The 8,192-nt window shown below is 69.4% G+C and carries 9 protein-coding genes; 3 read left to right on the top strand and 6 right to left on the bottom strand.

From position 1 onward, the window contains the following. The 5 genes from CF70_RS13490 to CF70_RS13470 all read right to left on the bottom strand — a co-directional run. On the bottom strand, positions 1-1,189 hold a 1,189-nt coding region (locus CF70_RS13490), incomplete at its 3' end, for a VanZ family protein (RefSeq protein ID WP_051648376.1). Between the two features lie 11 nt (positions 1,190-1,200). Further along, positions 1,201-1,839 carry an ABC-type transport auxiliary lipoprotein family protein gene (locus CF70_RS13485; protein ID WP_152561798.1) on the bottom strand — a complete coding sequence of 213 codons (639 nt, stop codon included), beginning with the start codon at positions 1,837-1,839 and terminating at the stop codon, positions 1,201-1,203. 118 nt (positions 1,840-1,957) lie between these two features. Next, positions 1,958-2,899 carry an MlaD family protein gene (locus CF70_RS13480; RefSeq protein WP_035865163.1) on the bottom strand — a complete coding sequence of 314 codons (942 nt, stop codon included), beginning with the start codon at positions 2,897-2,899 and terminating at the stop codon, positions 1,958-1,960. Then, a complete protein-coding gene (locus CF70_RS13475; protein WP_035865162.1) occupies positions 2,896-3,771 on the bottom strand; it encodes an ABC transporter ATP-binding protein in 876 nt (291 codons plus the stop codon). The genes CF70_RS13480 and CF70_RS13475 overlap by 4 nt, the downstream gene beginning before the upstream one ends. Beyond that, positions 3,768-4,889 carry an MlaE family ABC transporter permease gene (locus tag CF70_RS13470; protein WP_035865184.1) on the bottom strand — a complete coding sequence of 374 codons (1,122 nt, stop codon included), beginning with the start codon at positions 4,887-4,889 and terminating at the stop codon, positions 3,768-3,770. Before CF70_RS13470 ends, CF70_RS13475 begins: the two co-directional genes overlap by 4 nt. A 240-nt stretch (positions 4,890-5,129) precedes the next feature. On the opposite strand from CF70_RS13470, the gene CF70_RS13465 reads away from it, so the two are divergent. Genes CF70_RS13465 through CF70_RS13455 form a run of 3 tightly spaced genes read left to right on the top strand, consistent with a single transcriptional unit; the run spans position 5,130 to position 7,591 of the window. Continuing rightward, positions 5,130-5,996 carry a biotin--[acetyl-CoA-carboxylase] ligase gene (locus tag CF70_RS13465; RefSeq protein WP_035865158.1) on the top strand — a complete coding sequence of 289 codons (867 nt, stop codon included), beginning with the start codon at positions 5,130-5,132 and terminating at the stop codon, positions 5,994-5,996. After that, complete coding sequence (locus tag CF70_RS13460; protein WP_035865155.1) at positions 5,993-6,844, top strand: type III pantothenate kinase; 852 nt, start codon at positions 5,993-5,995, stop codon at positions 6,842-6,844. The genes CF70_RS13465 and CF70_RS13460 overlap by 4 nt, the downstream gene beginning before the upstream one ends. 51 nt (positions 6,845-6,895) lie before the next feature. Then, the gene (locus tag CF70_RS13455) at positions 6,896-7,591 is read left to right on the top strand and encodes an SPOR domain-containing protein (protein ID WP_035865153.1); all 696 of its coding nucleotides are present in this window, start codon (positions 6,896-6,898) and stop codon (positions 7,589-7,591) included. A 24-nt stretch (positions 7,592-7,615) separates the two neighbouring features. On the opposite strand, the gene rfaE2 is transcribed toward CF70_RS13455, so the two are convergent. After that, entirely contained in the window at positions 7,616-8,110 is a 495-nt protein-coding gene (gene rfaE2 / locus CF70_RS13450; RefSeq protein WP_035865150.1) for a D-glycero-beta-D-manno-heptose 1-phosphate adenylyltransferase, read from the bottom strand. Positions 8,111-8,192: the final 82 nt, after the last annotated feature.

Here is an 8,192-nt window from a genome sequence, read left to right as displayed (position 1 = left end):
GGCGTGCGCGCCGCAAGCTGCGGCGGTCCAGCTGGAATTGCTCGAAGCGCCAGATCAGGTAGAACAGCGCCAGGAACGGCCACATCCAGGCCAGCCACTGCGCCAGGCTGTTGAAGTGGATGAAGCGACCCAGGCGCCAGCCCTGCTCCGAGATCCAGGAATAGGGATTGGCGGGCAGCAGGTTGGACAGCAGCACCAGCAACATCAGCGCGGCCAGCGCCAGCGCGCCGCGCAGCCAGCGCGGCAGCCGCAAAAGCAATACCAGCACCAGCGAGCCCGTCAGCAGGGCGAAACGGCCGCCTTCGGACAGCCAGTTGAAGGCGTTGTCGTCCGGGAACTGCAGTTCCGCCACCGCCGCCTTGAGCAGCAGCGTGCAGGCCAGCAAGCCGGCCAGGATGCGCAGCATCGGGGCATTGCGCCGCATCGCCGCCGAGGCGAACAGCCCGGTGCCGACCCATCCGCACGCGGTCACCAGCGATTCCAGCAACTGCTGTCCCTGCACGTCGTCGGGCCGCAGCAGGCCTACGCTTTCGATCAGGTCGGGCAGCGCCGGGAACACGCCTTGCAGCCACTGCACGGGCCAGGAGTCGGGGTCGGTCAGCCACTCGCGCACGATCGCGCCCATGCCGAACAGGTGCTCCTGCGGGAAGATCTGCGCGAACGGCCACAGCAGCAGCAGGATGATGGCGAAGCTGGCATGTGGCTCGAACCAGGCCATGCGCAACTGGCGCAGCGAGCCGCGGTCGATCAGCGCGGCCGAGAAGGGCGCCACCACGGCGCCGCCCAGCAGGGCGCCCAGCGCATTGGTGATCAGGTCGATATTGGACGAGATGCGGTTGGGCAGCCAGGTTTGCAGCGCTTCCATGCAGCCTGAGAGCAGCGCACCCGCCACCAGCGCCAGCAGCGTGGCGCGCGCGCCGGACACGCGCGGGTGCAGGGACAGCACCAACAGCGCGCCGAAGGGGCAATAGCCGAGCACATTGGTGATGAGATCGAACTCGGTCAGGTAGCGCGGCTTGGGCGCGGTGAGGAAGGCCAGCGGCGAGATGCCGTTGTCGGTCCAGCCCGAGAATGGATAGAGGCTGCCGTAGATCACCAGCAGGGTGAAGAACAGCAGGCCCACCCGCGCCAGCGGCGAATGGCGGGGCGTGGGCGGCAAGGGAGTGAGCGGAGCGGGTGCCGATGCCATGCGGGACCGGGTTATTGCAGCGGTAGCGTGGCCACCCAGTCGAGGATCGCCGCGATGGCGGCGTCGGTGCCCGTGGCGAGCGCCTTGACGCCGCCGGCGCCATCGGCCGTGGGCGCGGGCTGCGCTACCACGAAGGTCTTCTGCCCGCGCAGCCCGTTGCGGAACACGGTGGCACGCACCCGGATCACGCCGCGGCTGGCGCTGGCGCTGTCGAAGACCTGCTCGAACTCCAGCATGTCGATCTTCAGCGCCGGCGTGGCGGTATCGCCGAACCAGGTCAGCGCCCCGCGCGAGGCCACCGCTTCACGCAGGCGGTCGTCGAACAGGCGCACCGGCGACATCACCCAGCGCTGGGTGGCATAGGGCTGCAGGCGCTCGGCCTGGGCGTAGTGCAGGCGATAGAAGAGCGAGTTGCCGTCCATCCAGGTGGGGCCGTCGGTTTGCGCCACGCGCATCCTGGGCAGGGGCGTGGCGCCGGGCGCCGCCCCGGCCGGCGGGCCCAGGTCGTAGGTGATGGTGGGCGTGGAGGGCGTGAGGGCGCAGCCGCCCAGCAGCAGGCCGGCCAGCGCGATGCCGGCGGCAAGCCGGCGCGGCAGGCCGGAAACGCCGGAGGTGCCGGAACGATCTGGCCGGAGATGGGCGGTGCGCATCATGGATTGCCTCGGTTTGCCCGTGGGGCTCGGATTGCTCGAAGGGTTTGCCGTGCGCACCTGGCGGTCCAGGCGCGCGGCGATTGCTTGGGGCGCGGGATCACGGTTCCTGTTCCGCTCACGGCGCCTGGAAGCCAGGCTCGCCGGGGCCCGGCATGGTGGCCGGGCCGCCGAACAGCACGCTGCGCGGGCTGTCGTTGAACTGGCTGGCGGCGCGGTCGATGCTGCGCATGGTCTGGCGCGCGTCGCGCGCGAGCCCGTTGATCTGCGGCAGCGTTTCCTGGCTGACGCCACCGGCGGCCGACTGGATCGAATCGGCGGCGCCCTGCAGGTCGTGCCCGACGCGGTCGATGGTGCGCAGCACGGTGCCGTCCGGGCGGGCCAGTTCCTGGGTCAGGCGCCGCGTCGAGGCCAGCGTGGCGTTCAGGTTTTCGGTCACCTGCGGCAGCTGGCGCACCGCCGGCGCGAGCGAGTTGGCCAGCTGCGAGTAGTCGTCGGCGGTCTTGCGCACCGAGCGGATCGCGCCCATCAGTTCGCGCCGGTTGTCGGCCTGGAACATGTCGTTGAGCGACCCCATGATCGATTCGAGCTGTGTCAGCAAGCTGTCGCCGCGCTTTTCCAGCTCTTCGAAGAAGCCTGCCCGCATGGTGATGCGCGCCACCGACTTGGAGGAGGTGGCCAGGTGGGGGGATGGCGTGCCGCCCTCCTGCGCGGTGGTGTCGTCGAGTTGCACATAGCCGATCCCGGTCACGCCCTGGAAGCCGAGCGTGGCATAGGTGGTGCGGGTGATCGGGGTGTCCTGGTTGACGCTGATGCGCACGATGATCTGGCCCGGCACGGCGGGATCGAAGCGGATCGACACCACCTTGCCCACGTCCAGCCCGCGGTACTTGACGTCGGCCTGCGGCCCCAGCCCGTTGACGGTGGAGCGGGTGATCAGGTCGTAGGGCACGCGCACCGCGTGGTCGCTGCTGAACCAGAAGATCGCGAACAGCACCAGGATGGCGAGGCCGATCGTAAAAACGCCCGCGAGGAAGGCGTTTGACTTGTTTTCCATCATGCTTCTCCAGATTGCGGGCCCGCCGGTGCCACCGCCAGGGCCTGCATGGCGCGTCGCCCGCGCTCGCCCAGGAAATACTCGCGGATGAACGGGTGGTCGATATGCACCAGTTCCGGGATCGGCAGCGCTGCCAGCACCTTGCGGTCCGCCAGCACGGCGACGCGGTCAGACAGCGCCACCAGGGTGTCGAGGTCGTGGGTCACCATCACCACGGTCAGGCCCAGTTCGCGGCGCAGTTCGCAGATCAGCGCCACGTAGTCGTCGGAGGCCATCGGATCCAGCCCGGCGGTGGGCTCGTCCAGGAACACCAGTTCGGGCTCAAGGGCCAGCGCTCGGGCCAGCGCCACGCGCTTGATCATGCCGCCGGACAGGTCGGACGGCATCTTGTCGGCGTCGCGGGCGGACAGCCCCACCAACTGCAGCTTGAGCAGCGAAGCCTGGCAGATGAGATCGTCGGGCAGGGTGCGAAGTTCGCGCAGCGGCAGCGCGATGTTGTCGATAACGGACAGCGCGGAAAACAGCGCGCCGCGCTGGAACTGCAGGCCCCAGCGGTTGCGCAGGGCTTGCAGGCGCGCGGCATCGAGCTGCATCAGGTCCTCGCCGAACACGCGGATGGTGCCTGAGGTGGGCCGGTCCAGCCCGACGATCTGGCGCAGCAGCACGGTCTTGCCGCTGCCCGAACCGCCGACGATGGACAGCACTTCGCCGCGATAGACATCGAGGTTCAGGTGGTCGTGCACGACCGCCTCGCCAAAGCGCTTGACGAGGTCGCGCACTTCGATGACGGTGGTGCGCCCGGATTCTTGCGCCGTGCCGGGCATGGAGGCCGGGCGGGCCGCTTGTGGCGTCGTGGAAGCGGTGGCGGTTGTCATAGTCCGATGTCCTTGAACAGGATGGCGAAGATCGCATCGGCAATGATCACCACCGTGATCGAGGTCACCACCGAGGCGGTGGTGCCTTCGCCCAGGCTGCGCGTATTGGGCTGGATGCGCAAGCCGAAATGGCAGGCGGTGATCGCGATCAGGATGCCGAACACCACGCCCTTGCCCAGCCCCATCCACAGGTTGGCCACCGGCACCGCATCGGGCAGCGCGCGCAGGAAGAAGGCCACGCTGATATCGAGCTGGAATTTGGCCGCCAGCATGCCGCCGGCAAGCGCCAGCACGTCGGTCCACGCCACCAGCAGCGGCATGGCGATGGCCAGCGCGATCACGCGCGGCATGATCAGCCGGAAGCCGTGCGAGATGCCCATCACACGCATGGCGTCGAGCTCCTCGGTGACACGCATCACGCCGATCTGCGCGGTGATGGCCGAGCCCGAGCGGCCGGCGATCAGGATGGCCGCCAGCACCGGCCCCAGCTCGCGGATCACCGCCATGCCCAGGATGTTGACGATGAAGATGCTGGCGCCGAAGGTGCGCAACTGGTTGGCGGACAGGTACGACAGCACGATGCCGATCAGGAAGCCCACCAGCGCGGTAATGCCGAGCGCCTTATAGCCGACGTTGTAGATGTTGGCCGAGATCTCGCGCCAGGGGCCGCGATGCGGCGCGCGCGCCAGGCGCAGCAGGTCGAAGGCCAGCTGGCCCAGCATGGTCACGCCGTTGCCGAGCTGCGAGAACATCGACAGGATCGAGGCGCCGAACAGTGTCACCGGGTTGAACCGGTCCACGATATGTTTCTTCCAGTTTTCGCGGCGCAGGCCGGCGATGCGCGCGAACACCCGCCGCTGGGCCTCGCTGGCCTCGATCCGTTCGGGCAGCTTGCCGCCCCAGGCCTGCCACATCAGTTGCGCGCCGATGTGGTCGAGCCGGCCGAGGCCGGCCAGCGACCAGTGCGAATCCGTGGCAATCGCATGCAAGTCATGGCGCAGGCCGCGCGCGTGGTGGCAGTCCGAGAGCGCCAGCGCGGTCCAGTCGCCGCGCAATCGCACCGTCGCCGCTCCGTCCGCGCGCGTCACTTCGATGGCTGGCGTGGTAAGGCTTTCCAAAGGATGGGTGGAAGTGATGGGCAAGTCCCGATTCTATGCCACCCGCAGGGTCAGCGGGCGCCCGGACCGCCTCGGCAGCGGATTCGCACGGCTACAATGCGGGCTGGATTCCCCGCGCGGCCCCGGCTGCGCGGCCTGTTCCACCGACGCAAGCCGTACCTCGCGTACTTCTTGCGCACGTTGTGCCCTTTGCGCCCTTCGTGCCCTTTGTGCCCTTTGTGCCGTCCAACGCCGATTCGCATGTCCGCTGACCCATCCTTGCCGCCGTCCGCCCCGCCATCCCAGGCCTGGCGCATCGACTCCGACCGCCTGCGCGCCGCGCTCACGGGTGCCGCCAGCGGCTGGACCCTCGACGTCGTCGACGAGACCGGCTCGACCAATGCCGACCTGACACAGGCCTGCCGCAGCGCGCCGTGGACCGAGGCCGGCGCGCTGCGCCTGGCCTACCGCCAGACCGCGGGCCGCGGCCGCCAGGGCCGTCCCTGGCAGGGCCAGGCCGGGCTGACCTTCTCGGTGGCGATGCCACTGCCGCTGGCGCCGTCGCAACTCAGCGGGCTGAGCCTGGCGGTGGGGCTGGCGCTGGCCGAGGCGCTGGCCGACTGCGATGCGCGGCTCGGCGCCGCCGTGGGCCTGAAATGGCCCAACGACCTGCAGATCGACGGGCGCAAGCTGGCCGGCATCCTGATCGAGTCGGTGCCGGCAGGGCCGCAGCGCGTGTGGGCGGTGATTGGCATCGGCCTGAACCTGGTGCGCGATGCGCAGATGGAAGCCTCGCTCGGGCGCAGCCTGGCCGGCGTGACCGAATACCTGCCGGAATGCGATCCCACCGCCTTGCTGGCCGCCGTGCTGAACCGGCTGGCGACGATGCGCGACGATTTCCTGGCGCAGGGATTCGCGCCGATGGCGGCCCGCTGGTCGGCCCGCGACGCGTATCGCGACCAGCCGGTGCGCCTGCTGCACGACGGGCGCGTGCAGGCCGAAGGCCTGGCGCGCGGCGTGGACGGCGACGGCCACTTGTTGCTGGAAACGCCGATGGGACTGGAACGCATCGCCAGCGGCGAAGTCTCGCTGCGCCCGGCGGACGAAGGCCTGGGGGCGGGCGCATGAGCGTTTCCTCCGCCGGCATGCCGCGCGTGCCGCAACTGCTGATCGATATCGGCAACACCCGCCTGAAGTGGGCCTGGTGCGAAGACGCCTGGGCCGGCGCTGTGTTGCACGAGGCGCCGCTGCCCACGCCGTGGCAGCACGGCGGCGCCGTGGCACACGACGCACTGGCCACGCTGGTGGCGCGATGGGCGTCGCTGCGGGCGGCCGGTTTCGCCGGCGCCCAGCCGCAGGTGTGGGTCAGCAACGTAGCCGGCCCGGCCATCGCGGCCAGCCTGCAAGCCACGCTGGACACCGTGTTCGGCCCCGGCGCCGGTGTGAACTGGGTACGTTCGGGCCCGCGCTTCGGCGGCCTGGTCAATGGCTACCGCGATCCCGCCCAGCTCGGCGTTGACCGCTGGATCGGCAGTATCGGGGCGCGGTGCTACCGGCCGGAGGGTGCGCTGCTGATCGTCACCGCCGGTACCGCCACCACACTCGACGTGGTGAGCGCGCAGGACCGTTTCGAGGGTGGGCTGATCCTGCCCGGCCTGGACCTGATGCTGGGCGCGCTGGCGCAGAACACCGCGCAACTGCCGGCCCTGGGTGTCGGCGACACCGGGCTGGCCGCACCCTGGGCCGACAACACCCGGGACGCCATTGCCGCCGGCTGCCTGGCGGCGCAGGCCGGTGCGGTGGAGCGCACCTGGCGTGCCCTCGGCGAGCGCGGTCCGGTACGCTGCCTGCTGTCCGGCGGCGCCCGCCATGTGCTGGCCAACGCCCTCTCGATGCCGTTCGAGATGCACGATAATCTCGTGCTGCTCGGCCTGCATGTGATGGCTTCGCAGAGCCGGGCCGGTACCCTGGACTGATCTGCGCCGGCCATTGTTCTCCAAGCCTCTCGTTTCCCCTGCATCGCCCCCATGCTCCAACGAAGCCTGTTAATCCTGCTGGTCCTGGTCAATGCGCTGCTGCTGGCGGCCGTGCTGGGCGCGTTCGGCCCACAGCCCCTGGCTGGCTGGATGGAAAGCGCGCGCGAACCCGGACGCGCCGCCCAGCAGACCCGCGCGGAACGATTCCGCCAGATGGCGCGGGAGGACCGGGCAAGCCCGGCATCCGCGCCGGCGCTTCAGCCAGCCGCGCATGCCGCCGCGTCCACCATGGCCTGCGTGGAGATCGGTGGCTTCAACGGCGACCTGGTGCGGCGCGTGGCGGATGAACTGGCCGGCGCACCGGCCGGCGCCTGGCGGGTGGAGCAGTTCGAGCGGCAGGAGCAAGCGCGCTGGTGGGTTCACCTGCCGCCACAGTCCACGCGCGAGAACCTGCAGCGCAAGCTCGGTGAGCTGCGCCGGCGCAACATCACCGATGTGTCGGTGGTCAGCGCGGGGACGCCTGAAACCTATACGGTGTCGCTGGGCCTGTTCCAGGAGCGCGAGCATGCCGAGCATTTCCTGGACAACCTGCGCGAGCATGGCGTGCGTACCGCGGTGCTGAGCGACACGCCGCATCCGCTCACGCGCCAGTGGCTGCGCGTGCGCAATGCCGACGCGGCGCTGCGTACGCGGCTCGACGAGATGCGCCAGCGCTACGGCGTGCAGGACATGCTCAGCTGCGCCTGATGCGCCGCGTGCGGCGCCGGCGGATTACTGCCCCTGGCGGACCTTGGACAGCAGCTTGGTAGTGGAGCGGTCGTGCAGGAAGGCAATGGCATGGGCTTGCCCGCCCCAGCTGCGCACCAGCCGCGTTTCTTCCAGCGTATCGATGTCGTAGTCGCCGCCCTTGACGTAGATGTCCGGGCGCACCAGCCGGATCAGCTCGACCGGCGTTTTCTCGCGGAACATTACCACCAGGTCCACGGATGCCAGCGCGGCGACCAGCGCCATGCGGTCCGACTCGTGATTGAGGGGGCGGTCGTCGCCTTTGCCGAGCATGCGGACGGAGGCGTCGCTGTTGACGCCTACAACCAGGCTCGCGCCGAAGGCTTTGGCTTGCGCGAGGTAGGTGGCGTGGCCGCGGTGGAGGATGTCGAAGACGCCGTTGGTGAAGACGAGCGGGCGTGGGAGGGCGGCTAGCTTTTCGGTCAGGTCGTTGGGGGTGTCGGGGGGGACTAGTTTGGATTCGAAGGCTGGGGTGGACATGGTGGTGGGGGTTCTTGGGTGAGTCAAAAGCTTAACGTTAAAGTCAACGTCAAAGGCTTAAAGGCTTAAAGGCTTAAAGGCT

The organism is Cupriavidus sp. SK-3 (assembly GCF_000611145.1).
In the GTDB taxonomy this organism is placed as follows: domain Bacteria; phylum Pseudomonadota; class Gammaproteobacteria; order Burkholderiales; family Burkholderiaceae; genus Cupriavidus.
This window is presented reverse-complemented; position numbering and strand designations above follow the sequence as displayed.

Coding starts and splice junctions, on each gene's coding strand:
- CF70_RS13475 (WP_035865162.1), bottom strand. CDS start 3,771: ATGACAACCGCCACCGCTTCCACGACGCCACAAGCGGCCCGCCCGGCC.
- rfaE2 (WP_035865150.1), bottom strand. CDS start 8,110: ATGTCCACCCCAGCCTTCGAATCCAAACTAGTCCCCCCCGACACCCCC.
- CF70_RS13455 (WP_035865153.1), top strand. CDS start 6,896: ATGCTCCAACGAAGCCTGTTAATCCTGCTGGTCCTGGTCAATGCGCTG.
- CF70_RS13465 (WP_035865158.1), top strand. CDS start 5,130: ATGTCCGCTGACCCATCCTTGCCGCCGTCCGCCCCGCCATCCCAGGCC.
- CF70_RS13485 (WP_152561798.1), bottom strand. CDS start 1,839: ATGCGCACCGCCCATCTCCGGCCAGATCGTTCCGGCACCTCCGGCGTT.
- CF70_RS13460 (WP_035865155.1), top strand. CDS start 5,993: ATGAGCGTTTCCTCCGCCGGCATGCCGCGCGTGCCGCAACTGCTGATC.
- CF70_RS13480 (WP_035865163.1), bottom strand. CDS start 2,899: ATGATGGAAAACAAGTCAAACGCCTTCCTCGCGGGCGTTTTTACGATC.